The sequence below is a fragment of the Herbaspirillum rubrisubalbicans genome, from assembly GCF_003719195.1.
Taxonomy (GTDB): Bacteria; Pseudomonadota; Gammaproteobacteria; order Burkholderiales; family Burkholderiaceae_D; genus Herbaspirillum; species Herbaspirillum rubrisubalbicans.
The window spans coordinates 201,954-224,275 of the sequence record NZ_CP024996.1; the positions used below are offsets into that span (position 1 = coordinate 201,954).

The window sequence follows — 22,322 nt, forward strand, 5'->3', positions numbered from 1 at the left end:
GACTCCCATGCACATCCTCGATTCCCGCCAGACCGCGCAAGCCCTGCCTTACGCCGCCCTGGTCGATGCCCTGGCGCGCGCCGCGCAGGAACTGGCCAATGGCACCATCCGCGCCCCCGAGCGCCAGGTGGTTCCCATCGATGCCGCCAGCGTGCTGCTGACCATGCCGGCCATTGCCGATGATCTTTCCGTCACCAAGCTCATCACGGTCCACGCCGACAACGCACTTCACCAGTTGCCGGCGATTCAGGGTGAAGTGATCGCCTTCGACACCCACACCGGGCGCCGCCTGGCCTTGATGGATGGCCCCACTGTTACCGCCCGCCGCACGGCGGCCATGAGTATGCTGGGCATCCGCAGCTTGTTGCCGCGCACGCCGCAATCGGCCTTGCTGATCGGCACCGGAGCTCAGGCTGCGGCGCACGCCGATGCGCTGGTGCAGGTGTTTGGCGTGCATCAATTCTGGATTGCCGCACGCGACCTCGAACGCACCCAGGCGTTCTGTCATGCGCTCAGTGCGCGCCACCCGCAAGCCGTGGCCAGTCCATTGCCGGCACAGATGTTGCAAGAGGATCTGCCAGGCACCGATGTGGTGATTGCCTTGACCACTTCGCGCGTGGCCGTCATCCCCGAACAGATCGCACCCGATACGCTGGCCATCGGGGTCGGGGCCTTCAAGCCGGACATGGTGGAATTCCCGGCCAGCCTGCTGCATGAACGCCGCATCGTGGTCGACGATGTGGCCGGCGCGCACCACGAAGCCGGTGACCTGATCCAGGCCAAGGTTGACTGGTCGCGGGTAGTGGGCATCGCCGAGGTGCTGGCCGGCAGCGTGCCGTCGGCCACACTGCACAGCGCGGGGGCGCTGCCGGTGTTCAAGACTGTAGGACAGGCGGCATGGGACCTGGCAGCAGCGCGGGTGATGCGCGCTACATTGGGGATATGAACTTTTGCGTGCGAGCGCGAAAAATTTGATAAATAATTTACGACTTTTTATTTCCCCTTATTTTTTCTCCCGTTTCCGAGCGCCCTGTCTTGGTGCGCAAAGTTTTAACAATTCCGTCGTCGTTTCATATAAATCATCCTCCTTAAGGAGATAGCGTTTCATGGACATTTTCATCCAGCAGATCATCAACGGATTGGTGCTAGGCAGCATGTACGCACTGATCGCCCTGGGCTACACCATGGTGTACGGGGTGCTGAACCTGATCAACTTTGCCCACGGCGACATCCTGATGGTGGGGGCCATGGTGGGCCTGTCGCTCCTCAAAGTGGTGCAACAGGTGGCGCCGCACCTGCCGGGCATCGTGCAACTGGTCATTGCCATCGTCGGCGCCATTCCGGTGTGTATCGTGGTGAGCTTGCTGATCGAGCGCATCGCCTATCGCCCGCTGCGCAATGCGCCGCGCCTGGCGCCGCTGATCACCGCTATCGGCGTGTCGATCCTGTTGCAGACCTTCGCCATGATGATCTGGGGCCGCAGCCCGCTGCCGTTCCCGCAGGTCATGCCGTCGGATCCGGTGCATATCGCCGGCGCCCTCATTTCGCCGACCCAGATCATGCTGCTGATCCTGGCCCTGGCCGCGATGATCGGCCTGGTGCTGATCGTGGAAAAAACCAAGATGGGCCGCGCCATGCGTGCCACCGCCGAGAACCCGCGTATCGCCGGCTTGATGGGCGTGGACGCCAACCGCGTCATCATCGTCACCTTCGCCATCGGCGCCGCACTGGCAGCGATTGCCGGCGTGATGTGGGCCGCCAACTATTCCACCGCGCAATTCGCCATGGGCTTCGTGCCGGGCCTGAAGGCCTTCTCGGCGGCGGTGCTGGGCGGTATCGGCAATATCTATGGCGCCATGCTGGGCGGCATCCTGCTGGGCCTGATCGAAAGCCTCGGTGCTGGTTACATCGGTGACCTGACCGGCAACTTCCTGGGTAGCAACTACCAGGACATCTTCGCCTTCGTGGTGCTCATCATCGTGCTGACCCTGCGCCCGTCCGGGATCATGGGTGAGCGTGTGGCGGATCGTGCCTAAGTTTTTAAGCGTGTAAACCTTAAAAACTTAGAGACAGAAACTTAGAAACTTAGAAATCAAGAACTTGGAAAATCGGAAGAGAACACTATGGCTCTCATGACCTTCGATATGAAGCGCAATCCCCGGCAGGCACAACTGAGCCTGCTGGCGCTGTTGGCGCTGATGATCGTCTTCCCCATCGTCGCCCAGCAGTTCGGCAATTCCTGGGTGCGCATCATGGATATGGCGCTGCTCTACATCATGCTGGCCCTGGGCCTGAACGTGGTGGTGGGTTTTGCCGGCCTGCTGGACCTGGGCTATATCGCCTTCTACGCCATCGGTGCCTATACCGCCGGCTTGCTGGCCTCGCCGCAGTTCGCCGCGGTGATCGAGTCCTTCATCAACACCTATCCCTCCATCGGCAATTTCCTGGTGTGGTTGTGTGGTCCGCAGATCGTGCAGAACGGTATCCACCTCTCGCTGTGGTTGATCGTGCCGATCTCGGGCGTGCTGGCAGCGATCTTCGGTGCGCTCCTGGGTGCGCCGACCCTGAAGCTGCGGGGTGACTACCTGGCCATCGTGACGCTGGGCTTCGGCGAGATCATCCGTATCTTCATGAACAATCTGAACGCGCCAGTCAACATCACCAACGGCCCGCAGGGTATCAACCTGATCGACCCGATTCGCGTCTTTGGCGTGTCGCTGGCGGGCGAACCGGGTTCCGGTTCGATGGTCAAGGTGTTGGGTATGAGCCTGCCCTCGGTCAATGCCTACTACTACCTGTTCCTGGTGCTGTGCATCTTCGTGATCTTCTTCTCCACGCGCCTGCAGGACTCGCGCCTGGGTCGCGCCTGGGTGGCCATCCGTGAAGATGAGATCGCCGCCAAGGCGATGGGCATCAACACCCGCAACGTCAAGTTGCTGGCCTTTGCCATGGGCGCGTCCTTCGGTGGCGTGGCCGGCGCCATGTTCGGCGCCTTCCAGGGCTTCGTCTCGCCGGAATCCTTCTCCCTGACCGAATCCATCGCCGTGCTGGCCATGGTGGTGCTGGGCGGTATCGGTCACATCCCTGGCGTGGTGCTGGGTGGCGTGATCCTGGCCGCGCTGCCGGAAGTGCTGCGCCACGTGGTGGAACCGCTGCAGATGGCCATCTTCGGCCGTGTGTGGATCGATGCCGAAGTGCTGCGCCAGCTGCTCTACGGCCTGGCCATGGTGGTCATCATGCTGACCCGCCCGGCCGGCCTGTGGCCCTCGCCGCGCCATGAAGACCGTCCCGAAGTGGACCATACCAAAGTCGGTACCACCGGCGAAGTCAAAGCCTAAGCAGGAGAACAAAAGATGAGTCAGACACTGCTCAAGATCCGTGACGTCAGCAAGCGTTTCGGCGGCCTGCAAGCCTTGAACGGCGTGGGCATCACCATCGAGCGCGGCCAGATCTATGGCCTGATCGGCCCCAACGGCGCCGGCAAGACCACCTTCTTCAACGTCATCACAGGCCTGTATCAACCGGACACCGGCACTTTCGAACTGGCCGGCAAGCCCTATTCCCCGAGCGCCCCGCACGAAGTGGCCAAGGCCGGCATTGCCCGCACCTTCCAGAACATTCGCCTCTTCGGTGAAATGACCGTGCTGGAAAACGTGATGGTGGGTTGCCACGTGCGCACCAAGCAGAACGTCTTCGGTGCGGTATTCCGCCACAAGGCGGCCCGCGATGAAGAAGCGGCGATCCGCGCCAAGTCGCAGCAGCTGCTGGATTTCGTGGGCATCGGCCAGTTCGCCAAGCGCACGGCGCGTCACCTCTCGTATGGCGACCAGCGGCGCCTGGAAATCGCCCGCGCCCTGGCCACCGAACCGCAACTGCTGGCGCTGGACGAGCCGGCGGCCGGCATGAACGCCACCGAAAAACTGGCCTTGCGCGAATTGCTGGTGAAGATCCAAGCCGAAGGTAAAACCATCCTCTTGATCGAACACGATGTGAAGCTGATGATGGGCCTGTGCAATCGCATCACCGTGCTGGACTACGGCAAGCCCATTGCCGAAGGCGTACCGGCCGATGTGCAGAAGAACCCGGCCGTGATCGAAGCCTACCTGGGCGCCGGACATTAAGCGAGACCACAGAACATGACAACCAACATCCTCAAAGTCGAACAACTGAGCGTGGCCTATGGCGGCATCCAGGCCGTCAAGGGCATTGCGCTGGAAGTCAACGAAGGCGAACTGGTGACGCTGATCGGCGCCAACGGCGCCGGCAAGACCACCACCTTGAAAGCCATCACCGGGACGCTGCCCAGCAGTAAAGTCGATGGCCACATCTACTATCTGGGCCATCCCTTGAAGGGCAAGAAGTCCTTCGAGCTGGTCAAGGACAAGCTGGCGATGGTGCCGGAAGGCCGTGGCGTCTTCACCCGCATGAGCATCCACGAAAACCTGCTGATGGGCGCCTACACCAGCAATGACAAGGGCCAGATCGCGGCCGACATCGACCGCTGGTTCGAGGTCTTCCCGCGGCTGAAGGAACGTGCTGCGCAGATGGCCGGTACCTTGTCGGGTGGCGAGCAGCAGATGCTGGCCATGGCGCGTGCGCTGATGAGCCATCCCAAGCTGCTGTTGCTGGATGAACCTTCGATGGGTCTGTCGCCGATCATGGTGGAGAAGATCTTTGAAGTGATCCGCAATGTGTCGGCCCAGGGCATCACCATCCTGCTGGTGGAACAGAACGCCAAGCTGGCGCTGGAGGCAGCGCATCGCGGTTACGTGATGGAGTCCGGTCTCATCACCATGAATGGCCAGGCCAAGCAGATGCTGGATGATCCGCGGGTCAAGGCGGCTTACCTGGGTGAGGGGTGATGGATGAGGGTGGTTTGAGGGTCTGGTGAAGAAACAGGTAAATGATATAAATCATTTGCTCAGATCGCCCATGGGAAGCGCAGCCGAGGCTGCGCTTTTTTACTGGGAGGCTGAGTACATCGCCTGCGTGAATCTTGATGACAGCGACATGGGCCATCGCTACGGGCCGAACTCAATGCTTTTCAACGCGCGCATGAAGTCTCGATAATGGAGTTCGTTCGGTTCGCGAGGATTGCGGTCGCGGGCCAGGCAGGTGGCGAACTCCAGACTGTTTTTCTGATTGCCGATCAAGGCGATGAAACATCGCTGTGGTCGCTTGGTTGCCGCGTCGCCCATCTCTTTCCTGGTCGGCTCAGTGCGCCGTGTCCAGAGATAGCCGGTCCAGTTCTTGCCGTGAATTTTCTCCCGCTTGATCTCATCGGGCTGTGTCGCCCAGAGAAAATCCACACCGTACTCGTTGAGCTGTATCGCATCATCTTCCTGATCCACATGGCCAGTGCGCAGAGGGACGGCGATCCAGTCCGAGATGCCGGAAGCGAGATAGTCCCGCGTCGATTGTCCGGAGAGAAAGCCTTCCGTCATTGCCAGCAGTCCGGGCCCTGGAAAGTCTTCGGGATAATGGCCTATCTGTAGCACCTTGGCACCTGGGTAGCGGGGAAGGTCCGCACAGGTGATGAAGGCGGCACTGCGGGGAAGCTGCATATCGATGAGACAGGTCCGACGGACATCACGCCGAACTTCACTTGCGAAGGCTTCGCGATTTCCTGCCGTGCTGGGTTTTGCCAGCGTGACCGCGACCAAGAGAGAGCAATAGAGCAGACATCTATTCAACGATATTCTCCTGAATGGAAGATGGTTTTCACGAGCGGACGGCGCAAGCAAGTCGCCGGTCTGTTCAGGAAAGGGAAGTAAAGGGAAATTTAATTCGTATTGAATCTGATGCTGTGAATCATCTTGAGGAAGTCCTCAAAGTCAAAATCGGCAGGATGGGTTTTCTTGCGGTTTGTTGGCAAGCAGGTTGGACCAAAGTGTAAGATCCTGGATCGATTGCCGATGATAGCTACGAAGCATGTATCCGATAGATCAGAAGTCATGCATTTACCCGTTAGATCAGCGTGTTTTGGCCGCGATCTACGTGCCCACAGATAGCCTGACCAGTTATCAGTCTTGATGGCTTTTCTCTCAATGTCGAGTTCGCTTCTTGCGCATAGACTTTCCATTGTCTCCGGCTGAAGAATGGGCTTTCGATTTTCGGGGAGCTGCCCGTTAGCGCCCGATTCTCGGGCTACGACCACGCCTCGCGCGCCACCGTCCATATATTTTTCAAACACATTTTTTTCGACAATTCCAGAGATGTATCTTACGGCTTCGTTGTGTATGAATTGTTGGAGAAAGTATTCAATGTCTAGAATTACGTAGCCGTGTTCGTTGAAACCCCTAACGCATCCAGCTGAACTAATGGACGCGGGAAAATGGATTTTCAAATCGCAATCTTCCAGTAACTCCAATGGCAAATTTTCACGTTGCTCCGACTTGAAGGTAGTCGCCGAGCTGGAATATTGCATAAGAAAACCAAGGCAGAACACGATAAAAAACGTACTTGGGCTCATTTATTCAACTGCCTTTGGAAAAAGAAGGATCTAAGGTATCGAAAGTAATGCTGTAGATCATCTTCATGAAGTCATCTGCATCAAACTCAGCAGGGTCAGTTTTCTTTCCGTTGCGGAAGAGGCAGACATCGGAGAAATGCAAGACCGTTGTTTCATTTCCCAAGATCGCCGTAAAACAAATGGTTGATTCCGAGAGACCTGGACAACCATCTTCCATCTGTTTTCTCTTAAGTCTGCGGACAGGTTGCCATACATATCCACGCCAGCCATTCGACTCGATTACGTTGATCGTGATGTCGTGCGTTGTCTTGGCACAAAGCTTGGCCATGTGTTTCTCAGTCAGTTCTGGCAGCGCAGAGGAAGTGGCGTTCGCCCTCGAACCAATGGGGAGAACATCCCCCGAGGCACCATCGTGCAGGTACTTATCCAGGGAATCATTGGACACGATGGCCTCGATGTAGCGCGCAAAACCATTATGGACAAACTGACTCCTGAAATAGGTCACAGTGACCAGCGCGTCTTTCTCTTCACGGAGGTCACCGGAGCAAGCTATCGAGTAGGCGGCTTCGGGAATCACCATGTTCAGCCTGCAGCGTTTTTCGCCGGACATGGATAGCGTGCGTGGCTGACGATCCTCGGTTTGAGAGATCGCAAATGTTGGAAAACCGACGGCCACGAAGGTGGCGATACAGGCAATGGTTGGCCAGATAGTCATTCGGGCGGCCTCTGAATCGAATTGCGCATTGCGGAAGGGATTTTTACATCTCCCAGTATCAATAGCAGATAAGCCAAAGCGGCTTGGCGAGCAGGAAAATGGGTCGTCCCGCCATTGACAGCAATCGTCGCGAGCCGGAACGAAGCAGGTGAATCGCCATCGGCGTAGCGATTGATGTTTAGTTTCTTGTATTCTCGACTTACCCAAAATTTGAGTGCGGAATCGACTGCCTCAAATGCATTGCTTGCCAATAATTTCTCTCGACCGTCGCTCGTGAAATCTTTGCCTCGATAGATACCGTAGTCGGCGTAATTGGAGCGGCCAGTGAGCTGAATTATCCCGCGTCCTTTGAAACGTGGGCCGTCTCCGGCTTGCGTGTTGCCGAGGCGAGCTGCTTTTTCTTTAACTTGATCAGGCCGAATGGATTTGTATTCTTCCAAGCTATACTTGGCTTTTGTTTTGCGGTTGACAATGAGGTCAAGTCGCTTTGCAACGCTTTTGGGATTCAAATAGTCTTCAGCGCATTCCTGTTCGGTAATCACCTCATACATTGTTCGAAAATGGCGATCGTTGCCATATTCGACGACAGCCTTGAGTAAATCGCTTTCAACCATGACCTGGCTGAAGAAAGTGGCAACTCTTACAGGTGACGACGACAATTGATATTTGCGAGAGAGAATTTGCCATTGAGGGTGTAGATGGGCAGGCATTGATCCGCCATCTTCGTCCATTGCACCTTGTTCTAGCCGTTTGATTGCCTTTTTCCAATCTACACCTGCAAGCATTGCGACTGACGACTTGGTCGGTATTATTTGAGCCATTTCCTTCAACGACATCCATCCATTCCTTCTAAAGATGAGCAAAAATTCACGCGGATTGAATCGCCACTTCGCCATCAAAACCTCTTTGTGATCGATGCAAAGCGCCTTCGCATGCTTCTTGAATTTTTCAAATCCGTCGGCATTCAATCGCGCCGGCACACCGTTCTCACTGCGTGTCAGCCATGACCAACGAGCATCAAGCCTGCTCGCATCCCACTCACTTTCCACCCGGCAGATCAATCGCGAAAGTCTCTCACGCGCAGTCTGGTCATCCAGCGCCTTCAAGACTTCCTGCTCCGTCACCTTGCCGTCGCCATCCAGATCCAGCCATCGTGAGACGGATTTGGCGGAGCATCGGCTATCCACTGACCTTGAGTTTTCTTCTTCCCTGACAAGATGCCAGTGCTGCCATGGCGGGAAGTCCGCGTCGCTGTATTTGCGTATATCAGCGCCATTGAGATTGACCCAAGCCTTTCCTCCCGCCAGGGCAATCTCTCTCCAGTGCGGTACATCGGAAGGTAACAGCGGATCGGGGCCCACAATCCTGCCGAACCGCAGTAGTTCGTAGACTGCGCTGGGTGCAGGACGTTTGCCTTCGGGGTAGGCCAGACTGATCTTGTTGGCGCTGGCATAGAGAAGATATTCCGCTTCCGGCAATCGAATGGGCAGTCCTATCCGTTCACCGTCGGGACGATAGGTCGTGATGAGCAGATCACCCCGTTGTGCGGGGGCGCCATCGCCTTCGGCGTAACGCAGGCCGACGATCAGCACCTCCTTGGTCACCTGCAGCGTTTCGCCTTCCGGCGCGCTCTGGTGACGCGGCGGCTCTTTGGCATACAGTCGGGTGCCAGCAGGAAGCAGGAAATACATCTCACCAAAGAGCGCATCGGTGCGCCCATCGCGGCTTAGATCCAGCTTGTCATCGCTGCGGCCGATCAGTTTTTTCAGATTGTCGTCGTCACAGACGATTTCGAAGTGGATCAGCTTGCGCGAACTGTTGTGAGATTGACCGGCGATCCCGAGAAGGTCTTTCCGATAGATCCTCTTGCCTGGTTTCAAGGCGGCTTCTATCTGGCTCAGATGCATATAGAGCGAATAGAAGACGATGCCGGTAGCCGCTGTGCCCTCTCCGATATCGGTTTCATGGCGGATAACGATGCAACCGTCATCAGTCCAGCCCAGGTAATTCAGCGGATGCTCAGTATCATCGTTTTTCCGTGTAGCGCTACGACTGAAGATGATGGTGCCGTCCGCAATGGCGTGAACCCATTCGGTGCCGTTTGCATGAGGCGGGGCTTCGACGTGCAATCCACCATGCCAGTTGAGATCGCGGCTGATCGGAAACAGCCCGGTACCTGCCGCTGGATCGGGCAGGAGTGTGTTGAGCCATGCGGCATCGGACAGGTCGTTGGAGCGTGGCGGCAGGAAGGGAGGACTTAGCAGCATATCGGCTCATGTGGAAAAAGGGGATCGATTCTGTTCTTCCGGCGTGGTCTGCGGCATGAGCGGAAGTTCAGTGGTGATGCGCGCGGGGCCATCCAACCAGATCTGCCCCGCATGAACCGTCAGCTCCCCCGGACACTGCACGGTAATATTGCCGCCCTCGATGGTGATGTTGGCCCCACCCGCGGTGGACAAGCTGATCTTCTTCGCCGCAGCCCAGTTGACGCCGGCATTGGCGCTGACCACCATCAACTGATCGCGCGCCTGCACGCTCATGCCATCAGCCTGCGCCTGTACCGCGACATCACCTTGCGCGGCGATCATCTGCAAGCCGATACCCTGGTCACCGGCAGCACTGGCCCCCGCCAGCAGCCCGATGGCCTGCCGCGTGTGCAGTCGGAACTGGTGACCGCTGATGTGCTGCGCATCCTGGCCGGCCATCAGGCTGACGCTGCTGCCATTGGCCAATTGCAGATGCTGCCCTGCCACGACACCAAGTCCTTCCTTGGCGGCGATCTGGATGAGCGGCGTACTGCTGCCAGGCAGCGTCTGTCCCGCTATTTCTGCCTGACTGGCAACGGCCTGCTTCATCGCATTCATCGCATCGAGCCCCTGGCTCATGCCTACGGTGCGGTGCGTGCGGGCTGCCTCGTCGAAGCTCTTGCTGATGTGCGCGGCCTGTCGCGCCATGGCCCGCAGGCCCGTGTTGTCCGCCGCCGGATCACGATGGTGGGCACGATGCTCCACCCGGTAGCTGGAAAACAGGATGCCTGCTCCGGCACGGATCACGCCATAAGCATCGGTGCGCAGTTCCAGACCGGTGCCGCGGAAACTGCCGCGATAATTGTCGGCACTGTGGATCAGGTGGCCCAGGTTCAGTTCGCTGCCAGCCTGCGTGGTCTTGAACTGGAGCCGCCCCTGGCCGTCGCTGTCATCGAAGAGCAACTGGTTGTAGCCCCAGCCACCGAATTCCTTGGAGCGGATGCCCCATTGCGCAGCCGGGTTGCGATGTCCGTCACGGTCGGCGCTGGCGCCATGCCAGGTCGGTGCCTGGGTGCCGGCCAGGTTGCCTTGTCCGCTGATGCCGGTATCGCTGGCCATGGCGAAGACCTCCATGCTGGAACAATCCTTCACCTCGCCTCCCGGCGTCGGTATCACGCCCCCCTCCCCACGGCCGTTGTAGAGCGCCCCGAGAATAATCGGTCGCTCCAGGTCGTTTTCGATGAACTGCACCAGGACTTCTTGTCCGATGCGGGGCAGGAATTGCAGCCCCATGCCTGGTCCAGCACAGCCCTGGCCTACCCGCACCCAGCAGGTGGCCCCAGCATCGTCATGCCGGCCCTGCCAATGAAAACGGATGCGCACGCGGCCCAGCCGGTCACAGCAGATTTCATCGGGTCCGTTGGCCTGGGTTTCGCCCCAGTAGCCGACCACGATCGCGCTCTGGCTGCCGCGCGCCAGGGCATGGGGACGCCGCTGCAGGCCGGTGCCATCGGCCAGCACCGGACGCCAGGGGATGTCGGCGCGGATTGCTTCGAAGACATTGGCATGGCCCATGCGGCGCGCCAGATCGATCAAGCCTTGATCAGGGGCCAGCGTCGTGAGCGTGTTAGCAGAGCTGGCCTTGAGGCAGGCAGCGATAGCGTCTTCCAGCAAGACCGGCAAGGGACCGAACAACTCGGCCAGGGCAGCTTCGGTGTCGGCTGGCAAGTTGTTGACGCCCACACTGAGCAGTGCGAGCACGGCATATTCGCGTTCCTTCCCGGCCAGTGGTCCTTGCATCAAGGTCAAGCGCGTCCCAGCGCGCAAGCTACGCACCGTGCTGCGTGCGCGCCAGAGCTTGTTGCGGGCTTCGGCGGCTTCCATCATCAGGCGCGCATGGCGGTCTGCGGCCTGGCTGTCTTCATGGGCATCCAGGCCGACGCTGTCGTAGCTCTCCAGACGAGGTGCAGTGCGGCTGCCGAAGGCGTGATGGGTGGGGATGCTGGCGGCGATGGCTTGTTTGTTCTGGTCATCGTAGGACAGCAGCGTGTAGCTGGTCGCTTGCAGGCTGCGGCAAGCGGCCAGGGCCTGGACGCCGTCCTGCTGTTGCTGCTCCCTGGCGCCGTGAAAGCGGATGCCGCCATGGGCCGCGCTGGTGGGATCCTCGGGCAAGGCGCTACGCGCAGTGCTGTCGCCAAAGATCAGCAGGCGATGTCCCTGCGGGCTGGCCGCATGTTCCTCGATACGCCAGGAAAGCCCTTCTCCGGCTAGCAGGCGGCTGATGAAATCAAGATGGGTCTGCCGGTATTGCACGGTGTAGCTGCGCAGCGGCAAGCGATCCAGGTAGGCCAGCGCATCGGCGGACCAGTGCCAGTCAGCATGTTGTGGAAATTCTCGGAAGACATCCTCGATCACGTCGAGCAGGCGCTTGTCTTGCCACACGCGGCTGGTGCTGGACTGTCCCAGCAGCCAGGGCCAAGGCGCCATGCGCAGGCGGTAGCGGCAGAAGCCGCCGTCGCCGCCCAGTTTGGTGACTTCATGGAGCAGGCCGCTGCAGCGATGCAGGCCACCATCGGCCAGGCGCATCTCCAGCGTGGCGCGGCAGCCCAGCAGGGACGCGGGCGATGGTTCCGCCTCCAGACTCAGGACGATCAACTCGCTGCTCCCCACCGCATGTAAAGCGTCGAGTGCGGCATAGGCTTCGACCAGGAAGCGATCTTCGTCCTGGTCGCTGACGTGCAGGCGATATAGCCGCGTCGCAGCAGAAAAGCGGATCAGGCGGGACAACAACGAGTCGGCGATATCCATGAATGTGGTCAGGCGCAATGACGGGCCAACATTCTTGTTCGGCAAGTATGTCTTGCCAGAAAAACCACGAAAATCCTGGGTAAAGCTCGAAAGGAACCGAAGAATCCCTCGAATAATTTGGGATTTGTGCCGGCCTGACCCTTAGTGCATTAGCGCAGGCCAATTGAGAGCACGCACCGCACCGGAAGCCGCGACAGGTCTGGAAATGGCGTCGATGCGCTACTGTTGTGAAAAATTTAAACTCGTATTAATAAAAGTTGCCGAATTAAATATTGGATATCTGCCTGAAATTCAGAATTAATATTGGCAACAAGCACATAGAATCCGCTTGCCCAATTCCTACCGATTCTGATCCGCTTCCGACTCCAGACCATGACTACCGTCGCCTCCGCCGCGCCTGCGGCCATCGCTTCCAGCCTGCCTTTCGGCGTTTTCCAGACCGAGTTGCTGGCGGCCCCCAGCTCGCTACGTGCGGCCATCACTGCCGCCTATCGCCGCGATGAGCGCGAGGCCGTGCAGTGGTTGCTGCAGCAGGTGCAGGGTGAGCAGCCTTGGAAGGAAGCCACCCAGCAATTGGCCAAGAAGCTGGTGCAGCAAGTGCGCGAGAAACGCACCCGCTCTTCCGGCGTGGATGCGTTGATGCATGAATTCTCGCTGTCCTCGGAAGAGGGCGTGGCCCTGATGTGCCTGGCCGAGGCGCTGCTGCGCATTCCCGACCGCCAGACCGCCGACCGCCTGATCGCCGACAAGATCAGCAAGGGCGATTGGCGCAAGCATCTGGGCGAGTCGCCCTCGCTGTTCGTCAACGCCGCCACCTGGGGCTTGCTCATCACCGGCAAGCTGGTCTCCACCAGCAGCGAAAGCGGCCTCACGCAAGCCATTACCCGCCTGATCGGCAAGGGCGGCGAGCCGCTCATCCGCAAGGGCGTGGACCTGGCCATGCGCATGTTGGGCAACCAGTTCGTGACCGGCCAGACCATCGACGAAGCGCTGGAAAACAGCCGTGACAACGAACAGCGCGGGTATCGCTATTCCTACGACATGCTGGGCGAAGCGGCGCTGACCATGCAGGATGCCGATGCCTATTACCAATCCTACGAACAAGCCATCCACGCCATCGGCCGCGCCTCCAATGGCCGTGGCATCAAGGACGGGCCGGGCATCTCGGTGAAACTCTCCGCGCTGCATCCGCGCTATTCGCGCGCCCAACGTGCGCGCGTGATGGGCGAGTTGCTGCCGCGCCTGAAGCAACTGCTGCTGCTGGTCAAGCAATACGATATCGGCCTGAACATCGATGCCGAAGAGGCTGATCGCCTGGAGCTGTCGCTGGACATGATGGAAGTGCTGGTGGCCGATCCCGACCTGGCCGGCTTCGAGGGCCTGGGTTTCGTGGTGCAGGGCTACCAGAAGCGCTGCCCCTTCGTGATCGACTACCTGGTCGACCTGGCGCGCCGTCATGGCCGCCGCCTGATGATCCGCCTGGTCAAGGGCGCCTACTGGGATAGCGAAATCAAGCGGGCCCAGGTTGATGGCCTGGAAGGCTACCCGGTCTATACCCGCAAGGTGCACACCGACCTGTCCTACCTGAGTTGCGCGCAAAAGCTGCTGGCGGCAACCGACGTGATCTATCCGCAGTTCGCCACCCACAATGCGCACACGCTCGCGGCCATCTACCACTGGGCACGCCAGCATCAGATCGATAACTACGAATTCCAGTGCCTGCACGGCATGGGCGAGACCCTGTACGACCAGGTGGTCGGTGCCGACAAGCTGGGTAAGGCTTGCCGCATCTACGCGCCGGTCGGCTCGCACCAGACCTTGTTGGCCTACCTGGTGCGTCGCTTGCTGGAAAATGGCGCCAACTCTTCCTTCGTCAACCAGATCGTCGATGAAGCCGTGCCGTTGGAGCGCCTGGTGGCCGATCCCATCGAGACCGTGCGCGCCCAAGGTGGCGTGCCGCATCCGGCCATCGCTTTGCCGCATCAACTGTATGGCCAGGAGCGCAAGAATTCGGTCGGTATCGATCTGTCCAATGAATCGCGCCTGCAGCAGCTGGGCCAGTTGTTCGTTTCGATGGCCGACCAACAGTGGCAAGCCGCACCGCTGATCGTGGGCGAACTGTCTGCGCAGGAGGCCCAGACCGTGCGCAATCCGGCCGATCATCGCGAAGTGGTGGGCCAGGTCATCGAAGCCAGCGTGGCCGATGTCGATACCGCACTCGCGGCAGCGACTGCCTATGCGCCGCAATGGCAAGCGACGCCAGCCGCTGAACGCGCCGCCATGCTGGAACGCGCGGCCGACCTGGTCGAAGCGCATATCGCCGAACTGATGGCGCTGGCCGTGCGCGAAGCCGGCAAGTCATTGCCCAATGCGATTGCCGAGGTGCGCGAAGCCGTGGATTTCCTGCGTTACTACGCCGTTGCCTCGCGCCATGACGGCAATGTGCTGGCCTGGGGCCCGGTGGTGTGCATCAGCCCGTGGAATTTCCCGCTGGCCATCTTCATCGGTGAAGTCAGCGCGGCCCTGGCCGCCGGCAACGTGGTGCTGGCCAAGCCGGCCGAGCAGACCGCCTTGATCGCCCACCGCGCCGTGCAACTGCTGCACCAAGCTGGCGTGCCGCGTGCGGCCCTGCAATTGCTGCCGGGCCGTGGCGAGACCGTGGGGGCGGCACTGACTTCGGATGTGCGCGTCAAGGGCGTGATCTTCACCGGCTCCACCGAAGTGGCGCAACTGATCAATCGCACCCTGGCCCAGCGCAAGCATGATGATGGTGATGGCAGCGGTGAACATGGCGAGGTGCCGCTGATTGCCGAGACCGGTGGCCAGAATGCGTTGATCGTCGATTCCTCCGCCCTGGCTGAACAGGTGGTGCAGGACGTGCTGTCCTCGGCCTTCGACAGCGCCGGCCAGCGTTGTTCGGCGCTGCGCATCCTGTGTCTGCAGGAAGATATCGCAGACCGCACCTTGGAGATGTTGAAGGGCGCCATGGCGGAGTTGCGGGTGGGGCGCCCTGATCGCCTGTCCACCGACATCGGGCCGGTCATCGATGCCGATGCACGCAACAAGCTGCTGGCCCACATCGAGCACATGCGCGCCACCGCTCGCGCGGTACACCAATTGCCGCTGGGAGAAGAGTGCCAGCATGGCACCTTCGTCGCGCCAACCGTGATCGAGATCGATGACCTGGCGCAGTTGCAGCGCGAAGTCTTCGGCCCGATCCTGCACGTGCTGCGCTATCGCCGCGATGCGCTGCCGCAACTGATCGATGCCATCAATGCCACCGGTTATGGCCTGACTCTGGGCGTACATTCGCGCATCGATGAGACCATCGACTTCGTGGCCCAGCGCGCGCACGTGGGCAATATCTACGTCAACCGCAACATCGTCGGTGCCGTGGTGGGCGTGCAGCCCTTCGGCGGCGAAGGCAAGTCCGGCACCGGTCCCAAGGCCGGTGGTCCGCTCTATTTGAAGCGTCTGCAACGCAATGCGCAACTGCACGAGGAACTGACCCGTGCGCAACCTGCACAAGTGCCCAATACGCTGCTGGACAGCCTGCTGGACTGGGCCCGTACCCATGGCCACGAACGCCTGGCCGCCAGCGGCCAGCGCTATCACCGCGACAGCCTCTTGCAACGCAGTCTGCTGCTGCCTGGCCCTACCGGCGAGCGCAATACCCTGGGCTTTGCCCCGCGCGGTCTGGTGCTGTGCGTGGCTGGCAGCGTCGGTACGCTGTTGAATCAACTGGCCGCCGCCTTTGCCACCGGTAACACGGTGCTGGTCGATGAGGCGAGCGCCGCACTGCTGCCGGCGGGCTTGCCGGCGCCGGTGCGCACGGCCATCCGTTGTGCCAGCCAGCTCGATGCCGAGCCGCTGCAGGCGGCGCTGGTGGAGAGCCACCAGGCGGCTTCCTGGCGCGTGCGTTTGGCCGCGCGTGAGGGCGCGCTGGTGCCGCTGATCCTGTGCCGTGAAGACGGTGCCATTCCCTTGTGGCGTCTGCTGGCCGAGCGCGCGCTGTGCGTCAACACCACGGCCGCGGGTGGCAACGCCAGCCTGATGACCATTTCCGTGTAAGCACTCCTACCGTGCGAGACGGGCGCCCCGGCCATGAGGCCAGGGCGCCCGTTTTTGTTGCGGGCGTACAATATCGGCCTCGACGGCGGCGGCCGGGTCGCATGACTTGCAATCCGGCTGGCCAGCCCCATCTCGTCAGGAACGCGGACACGGCACGCAGTGTCTGCAGCTCCCAGGCACATATTGAACAGAGGCAAGCATGGAACAATTTCACGGTACCACCATCCTTTCCGTCCGTCGCGGCAATCAGGTCGCGCTGGGCGGTGACGGCCAGGTGACGCTTGGCAACATCGTCATGAAGGGCAGTGCGCGCAAGGTGCGCAAGCTCTACCACGGCAAGGTTCTGGTCGGTTTCGCCGGCGGCACGGCCGACGCCTTCACTCTGCTCGACCTGTTCGAAGCCAAGCTGGAAAAGCACCAGGGCAACCTGATGCGGGCGTCGGTGGAACTGGCCAAGGACTGGCGTACCGACCGCATGTTGCGCCGTCTGGAGGCGATGCTCTTGTGCGCCGACAAGGAGACCACCCTGGTCATCACCGGCAACGGCGACGTGCTCGAACCCAATGACGGTATTGGCGCCATCGGCTCCGGTGGCAGCTATGCGCAATCGGCGGCCAAGGCCCTGTACGACAACACCGACCTGGCGCCGGCCGACATCGTCAAGAAATCCCTGACCATCGCCGGCGAGCTGTGCATCTACACCAACCTGAACCACATCATCGAGACGCTGGAATAAGCCACGCGCAGCCACTTTTGCGCCCATTCCCCTGATGAATCGTCACAGCGAAAAGATCACCACCATGAATATGACCCCCAAGGAAATCGTCTCCGAACTCGACAAGCACGTCGTCGGCCAAGCCCGCGCCAAGCGCGCGGTAGCCATCGCCCTGCGCAACCGCTGGCGCCGGCAGCAGATCGAGGAGCCGCTGCGCCATGAGATCACGCCCAAGAACATCCTCATGATTGGCCCCACCGGTGTGGGCAAGACCGAGATTGCACGCCGCCTGGCCAAGCTGGCCGATGCGCCCTTCATCAAGATCGAAGCCACCAAGTTCACCGAAGTGGGTTACGTGGGGCGCGATGTGGATACCATCATTCGCGACCTGGTCGATATCGGCATCAAGCAGACGCGTGAACTGGAAACCCGCAAGGTCCGCACCCGCGCCGAGGATGCCGCCGAGGACCGCATCCTGGACGTGCTGCTGCCCCCAGCACGCGATTTCGGTTTCACCCCCGATGGCAGCCATGCCGGCGGCGAGAAAGACGACAAGAACACCACCCGCCAGACCTTCCGCAAGCGCCTGCGCGAAGGGGCACTGGATGATCGCGAGATCGAACTGGAATTGAATGACGCCGCGCCGTCGATGGAAATCATGGCGCCTCCCGGTATGGAAGAAATGACCGAGCAGATCAAGTCCATGTTCTCGGGCCTGGGCAACCAGCGCAAGAAGGCGCGCAAGATCAAGATCAAGGAAGCCATGAAGCTGTTGATCGAGGAAGAGGCGGCCAAGCTGGTCAACGAGGAAGAGCTGAAGCAGAAGGCCATTGCCAACGTGGAGCAGAACGGCATCGTCTTCCTCGATGAGATCGACAAGATCGCCACCCGTTCGCAGAACGGCAATGCCGATGTGTCGCGCGCCGGCGTGCAGCGCGACCTGCTGCCGCTGGTGGAAGGCACCACCGTCAATACCAAGTACGGCATGATCAAGACCGATCACATTCTCTTCATTGCCTCGGGTGCTTTCCATTTGTCCAAGCCGTCGGACCTGATCCCCGAATTGCAGGGCCGCTTCCCGATCCGCGTCGAACTGGATTCGCTGTCCATTGCCGACTTCGAGCGCATCCTGACCGGTACCGATGCCTGCCTCACCAAGCAATACGAGGCGCTGCTGGCCACCGAAGGCGTCAAGATCGCGTTCGCCGACAGCGGCATCAAACGCCTTGCCGAGATCTCGCACACGGTCAATGAAAAGACTGAGAACATCGGTGCGCGTCGTCTCTATACGGTGATGGAAAAGCTGCTGGAAGAGATTTCCTTCACGGCCGGAGAAGCCGGCGTGGAGGGGCTGGAGATCGATGCCGACTATGTCAACGAACGCCTGGGTGAACTGGCCGTGGACGAAGACATGTCGCGCTACGTGCTGTAATTGAAGCATTGCGTGTCGCCGAGGAGAATGCGATGGCCAACAAGACTCTAGGAACGCGGCAGAAGCTGAGTTTTCGCGTGGAGCCATCGCAATCCCGACCGCGCAATCCAGTGGTCGTGGCAGCCCAGCAGCGCGCAGGCGGGGCCGGGCCACATCGCAAGAATGCCTCGGCACAACGGCAGCAATTGAAGTCGGAGCTGTTGAAGAAGCTGGTCGGTGGCGACAAGGATGAGTGAGAACCACGCCTAAGCCGACCTATACACGTCTGTGCAACTGCTTCACCTGGTGCCAGCAAGATGTTTCAAAATGTTAGGATTTGATGAAAGCGCCGGTAGAGATACCGGCGCTTTTTCCTTGCTACAGGCTATTTGCGAAGCAGGGCAATGCAAGAGCCGGACAAAGTGGCGATAAAAAAATACAACAATTGCCATTTCAATCTTTCGCTCCCGTCTAAAAAATGACTTCTATCGACCAAGGTGCAGTCATGCGCGACCAGAAGCATTAATGTTTGCCCATCCGACTGCAAGTGCGGATCCTCAAGACTATTTTTAGAGAAGGACGTCACATGAAAAAATCTCTGCTGGCACTCGCCGTTCTGGGCGCGTTCGCAGGCGCAGCACATGCGCAAAGCTCCGTCACGATCTACGGTATCGTCGATACCGGTGTTGTCTACCAAAGCAAGGTTGCCACCGCTACTGGCGGCACCGGCACCAAGTTCAGCCTGAACTCGGGCATCATCCAGGGTTCGCGTATTGGTTTCAAGGGTGTTGAAGATCTGGGCGGCGGTCTGTCGGCCGTGTTCAACCTGGAAGCAGGCTTCTCCAACGACACCGGCGCTCTGGACGATTCCAAGACCAGCAATACCCTGTTCCGTCGCAAGTCTGTGGTCGGTCTGACCGGTGGCTTCGGTAGCGTGCTGCTGGGTCGTCAAACCGACTTCGCTGACACCATCTCCGCTTACACCGCTGTGAACGACTTCGGTGGCTGGGTCAGCAACTCCGGCTCCGGTCTGGATCGCCTGCAAGGCACCCGTACCAACAACTCCATCAGCTACACCACTGCCAACCTGAACGGCTTCACCGGTAACCTGATGTACGGCTTCGGCGAAACCGCTGGCCAAACCTCGGCTGGTCAATCCTTCGGCATCGGCGGCAAGTACGACAACGGTCCGCTGGGTCTGGGCATCAACTACTACCAGTCCAAGGCTGGTTCGACCGCGTCTGACACCTCTCTGCTGGGCGCTTCCGGTGCCAGCAGCGTGGGTACCACCAGCACCCTCGCTGGTGACACCGCACAGAAGGTCCTGAACGTGGCAGCTTCCTACCAGTTCGGTCCTGCCCGTGTGTACGGTAACTACTCGCGCGTCAAGCAAGACCTCAACACCCAGGCCAACCTGACCGCCATTGGCGTCGGTTCGCTGACCTCGCTGACCAACCGTACCTTGGCCCGTTCCAACAAGGCTGACATCTATGAAATCGGTACCGCTTACTCCCTGAGCCCCTCGCTCAAGCTGCTGGCGGCTGTTGATCACACCCGTGCCAACTTCGACGGCGTGACCAACAAGACCAAGCTGACCCAAGTCAGCCTGGGTACTGACTACTGGCTGTCCAAGCGCACCGACCTGTATGCCTTCTTGGCTTACACCAAGGCTAGCGATATGGCTAACCCGGGCGTCTCCGACAGCACCGGTACCGATGGCAACCAAGGCGCTGTCGCCGTGGGTATCCGTCACAAGTTCTAATGTGACTTGCACTGCTTGACCTTTGCGGGTCAAGCAAGCTGATGCACAACAGAGCAGGAAGAAGCGCCGCATGAGGTTCATGCGGCGCTTTTTTTATGCGCGCTTCTTTTTTGCATTTTGTTAGATTTTGTAACGTGTTCTGATCTCGTGCCGGTCGTCAAAAAAGGAAAAATAATATTCTTCGTGTTGCACTCGGGTTCGGCATGGCAGGTTTTCTCTTGACCAATAGGAGAGCTCATTTTTGGCATTGCGAAAAGCTCGCTTTCCAGTCGCAAAAACATCTTGAAATACGCTCTGGGAGCGGATCTTGATGACTGTAAAGAAAGCGTAATAAGGCTCCAGGATCGCGCACTTTTGCGCAGCGCACTGCTCTAATGGACGCCACCGCCGATGCGCGCAGAGCTGAAGCTCTTCAATGAACTGCGCATCGTATCGCTCCTCCACGGACTGGCGGGGCTGCATCAAATTCTAAGGTTTTGGTGCTCACCGGACCGACGCAGCTTGCTGCGCCGGAGGGGAAGTCTTTGTCCGCAGATTCTGGCTGCGGACCTGCAACGAAAGGAAACGACATGGCGACAAGAGAAGAGCTGGCAGTCATCAAGGCCGCCCGCGCGGGTGAATCGCGTGCGCAACTGGCCCTGGGCCGGCGCTACCTCAACGGCGGCAGTGGCCTGCCGCGCAGCAAGGGCACGGCGTTCTACTGGTTGCGACGTGCTGCGCAGCAGGGTGTGGACGATGCCTGGATGATCATCGGCCGCAACATCACCTACGAACAAGTCAAGGAGTTGTCTCCTCCACAGGAAGCAGCGGTGTGGTACGAGAAGGCTTTTGAGGCCGGCGTGCCGCAAGCCGGTCTGATCTTCGCGCGCCTGGTGCTGGACCATAGTGAGCAGTTCGACAGCAATACCCACGCCCGCGCCATCGCGGCGCTGTCGCTACTGGCCAGCCGTGATGACCACCAGGCCCAGTGGCTGCTGGCACAGCAGATGCAGCGCCACGGGCAGCCGGTAGTGCCGGGGGCGGCCGGCTCGGCAGTGGAAGAGCGCTTGATGCAGGAAGCCGCACGCGCCGGCATCGAACAGGCGCAATACGCATTGCTCGACAAGGCTTGGCAGCAAGGCCAGGGCGACGCCTTCGCACGTGGCGCGGCACCGTTGGTGGCGCGCCTCTTTGAGCGCAACAGTGGCGCGCTGGCGCAACTGGACAAGGATGCCGACGCCACCGGCCTGGTGCAGCTGAGCGCTGAAGAAGCAACGCTACTGCTGCGCTACGGACAATGGCTGGCGCGTGCCCAGACGCCTGAGCTGACCCAGTTGATGCGCTTGTTCGAACTGGCTGCGGTGGCCGGCGAGATCGAGGCCCGGCTGGAGCTGGGACTGCTATGCGCCAAGATCGACCGTGCCGGCAATCGGGTCTTCATGGAACTGGGTCTGGCCAATTTCAAGAAGGCACTGCACTGGCTGGTGCTAGCAGGTGAGGGCGGTTCGGCGCCGGCCTGGCACGCGCTGGCGCGCATCTATTCGCGTTCCATCTATTCGCAGCGCAATCTGCAGGTGGCACAGCAATACCTGGAAAAGGCTGCCGAAGCCGGCCTGGTCGAGGCACAAAGCGAACTGGCCCAGATCTTTTGGCGCAATCGTCGTGACGACCCCATGCATGACGTCAAGGCGCTGTACTGGTGGCAGCAGGCGGCCGCCCAAGGGGATGCGGCGGCGCTGGCTGCCTTGCAGCCCTTTACGGTCGAGCAACAGGCACAAGGTTGGGCCCAGCAGGCGCGTGCCCAGCTCAGCGACAAGCTGCGCAACAGCAGTCCCTTCCTCAGTGCCCGCATCGAACTGGCTGCCATCTTCGGGCTGACCAAGCCGGAGGCGCTGCTCATCGACATCAAGCAAGCCGACTACGGCCACTGCCTGGTGGTGGATATCTGCGCGCATCACGCCCGCAGCAAGCGGCGCCTGATCGCGGTGCAGAGTGAAGCGCAACGCGCGGCCATCAATCGCGTCAGCCGCCTGTTCGGCGATGTCGATTGCGGTTTCAGCGGGCCGGAAGGCAATTACCGGCAGCGTCAGTATCGCTTGCGTACCGCCTTTCCCGAGGCAGCGTAGGAGGGCAGCCAGGTCTT

Annotated in this window: 16 protein-coding genes; 11 read left to right on the plus strand and 5 right to left on the minus strand. The window is 60.1% G+C overall.

All coding sequences use genetic code 11. The features are described 5' to 3' along the window. The first annotated feature begins 7 nt into the window (after positions 1-7). The 5 genes from RC54_RS00960 (at position 8) to RC54_RS00980 (ending at position 4,862) form a co-directional block, all read left to right on the plus strand. On the plus strand, positions 8-946 hold the full coding sequence (locus RC54_RS00960) for a delta(1)-pyrroline-2-carboxylate reductase family protein (protein ID WP_058893896.1): 939 nt from the start codon (positions 8-10) through the stop codon (positions 944-946). Between the two features lie 160 nt (positions 947-1,106). Then, on the plus strand, positions 1,107-2,036 hold the full coding sequence (locus RC54_RS00965) for a branched-chain amino acid ABC transporter permease (protein WP_058893897.1): 930 nt from the start codon (positions 1,107-1,109) through the stop codon (positions 2,034-2,036). An 87-nt stretch (positions 2,037-2,123) separates the two neighbouring features. Continuing rightward, positions 2,124-3,338, plus strand: a complete 1,215-nt coding sequence (locus RC54_RS00970; protein ID WP_058893898.1) for an ABC transporter permease subunit — start codon at positions 2,124-2,126, stop codon at positions 3,336-3,338. A gap of 15 nt (positions 3,339-3,353) precedes the next feature. Next, the gene (locus tag RC54_RS00975; protein ID WP_061790744.1) at positions 3,354-4,121 is read left to right on the plus strand and encodes an ABC transporter ATP-binding protein; all 768 of its coding nucleotides are present in this window, start codon (positions 3,354-3,356) and stop codon (positions 4,119-4,121) included. 15 nt (positions 4,122-4,136) lie between these two features. Then, entirely contained in the window at positions 4,137-4,862 is a 726-nt protein-coding gene (locus RC54_RS00980) for an ABC transporter ATP-binding protein (protein WP_017455455.1), read from the plus strand. Between the two features lie 159 nt (positions 4,863-5,021). On the opposite strand, the gene RC54_RS00985 is transcribed toward RC54_RS00980, so the two are convergent. The 5 genes from RC54_RS00985 to RC54_RS01005 all read right to left on the minus strand — a co-directional run bounded on the left by RC54_RS00985 (position 5,022) and on the right by RC54_RS01005 (position 12,241). Then, entirely contained in the window at positions 5,022-5,693 is a 672-nt protein-coding gene (locus RC54_RS00985; protein ID WP_061790728.1) for a hypothetical protein, read from the minus strand. Positions 5,694-5,782: 89 nt separating this feature from the next. Continuing rightward, positions 5,783-6,472 carry a hypothetical protein gene (locus RC54_RS00990; RefSeq protein WP_061790729.1) on the minus strand — a complete coding sequence of 230 codons (690 nt, stop codon included), beginning with the start codon at positions 6,470-6,472 and terminating at the stop codon, positions 5,783-5,785. A 4-nt stretch (positions 6,473-6,476) separates the two neighbouring features. Continuing rightward, on the minus strand, positions 6,477-7,187 hold the full coding sequence (locus tag RC54_RS00995) for a hypothetical protein (protein ID WP_061790730.1): 711 nt from the start codon (positions 7,185-7,187) through the stop codon (positions 6,477-6,479). Beyond that, entirely contained in the window at positions 7,184-9,454 is a 2,271-nt protein-coding gene (locus RC54_RS01000) for a peptidoglycan DD-metalloendopeptidase family protein (protein WP_061790731.1), read from the minus strand. Before RC54_RS01000 ends, RC54_RS00995 begins: the two co-directional genes overlap by 4 nt. A 6-nt stretch (positions 9,455-9,460) precedes the next feature. Beyond that, positions 9,461-12,241, minus strand: a complete 2,781-nt coding sequence (locus tag RC54_RS01005; protein ID WP_123020495.1) for a type VI secretion system Vgr family protein — start codon at positions 12,239-12,241, stop codon at positions 9,461-9,463. 372 nt (positions 12,242-12,613) lie between these two features. On the opposite strand from RC54_RS01005, the gene putA reads away from it, so the two are divergent. The 6 genes from putA (at position 12,614) to RC54_RS01040 (ending at position 22,305) form a co-directional block, all read left to right on the plus strand. Next, the gene (gene putA / locus RC54_RS01010) at positions 12,614-16,312 is read left to right on the plus strand and encodes a trifunctional transcriptional regulator/proline dehydrogenase/L-glutamate gamma-semialdehyde dehydrogenase (protein WP_061790605.1); all 3,699 of its coding nucleotides are present in this window, start codon (positions 12,614-12,616) and stop codon (positions 16,310-16,312) included. A 199-nt stretch (positions 16,313-16,511) separates the two neighbouring features. Next, positions 16,512-17,048, plus strand: a complete 537-nt coding sequence (hslV, locus tag RC54_RS01015; RefSeq protein ID WP_017451826.1) for an ATP-dependent protease subunit HslV — start codon at positions 16,512-16,514, stop codon at positions 17,046-17,048. A gap of 64 nt (positions 17,049-17,112) precedes the next feature. Continuing rightward, positions 17,113-18,459 carry an ATP-dependent protease ATPase subunit HslU gene (gene hslU, locus RC54_RS01020; protein WP_058897450.1) on the plus strand — a complete coding sequence of 449 codons (1,347 nt, stop codon included), beginning with the start codon at positions 17,113-17,115 and terminating at the stop codon, positions 18,457-18,459. 32 nt (positions 18,460-18,491) lie between these two features. Further along, entirely contained in the window at positions 18,492-18,695 is a 204-nt protein-coding gene (locus RC54_RS01025) for a hypothetical protein (RefSeq protein ID WP_058893905.1), read from the plus strand. A 329-nt stretch (positions 18,696-19,024) separates the two neighbouring features. Then, the gene (locus RC54_RS01030) at positions 19,025-20,200 is read left to right on the plus strand and encodes a porin (RefSeq protein WP_058893906.1); all 1,176 of its coding nucleotides are present in this window, start codon (positions 19,025-19,027) and stop codon (positions 20,198-20,200) included. Between the two features lie 569 nt (positions 20,201-20,769). Beyond that, on the plus strand, positions 20,770-22,305 hold the full coding sequence (locus RC54_RS01040) for a tetratricopeptide repeat protein (protein WP_061790604.1): 1,536 nt from the start codon (positions 20,770-20,772) through the stop codon (positions 22,303-22,305). Positions 22,306-22,322: the final 17 nt, after the last annotated feature.